We start from the raw sequence: 242 nt of genomic DNA on the forward strand, positions 1-242 counted from the left end.
TTATCCAGAGTATCATTATAATTGTTATGGTAATTGGCATTATGGAGGATGGATTAATGAATACAATGGAACGTCAATACATGATATTCATTATTCTGAATCGGAACGAATGAGTTGGGTGAGCAGTGGATTAGATCATTTAGGGCATGAGATAGATCATGCAGTGCATCATCCTTCTTCTGTAATACCTCCTGTGTGTCACGGTCATACTGGATACCTGACAAATAAGTTTGAATTAGAAC

At 36.8% G+C, this 242-nt stretch carries 1 protein-coding gene; it reads left to right on the plus strand.

Going from position 1 to position 242, the window contains the following annotated elements; all coding sequences use genetic code 11:
* On the plus strand, positions 1 to 242 hold a 242-nt coding region (locus SB822_RS60190; protein ID WP_410859526.1), incomplete at both ends, for a hypothetical protein.

This window comes from Paraburkholderia sp. SIMBA_054 (genome assembly GCF_046534875.1).
GTDB classification, from domain to species: domain Bacteria; phylum Pseudomonadota; class Gammaproteobacteria; order Burkholderiales; family Burkholderiaceae; genus Paraburkholderia; species Paraburkholderia hospita.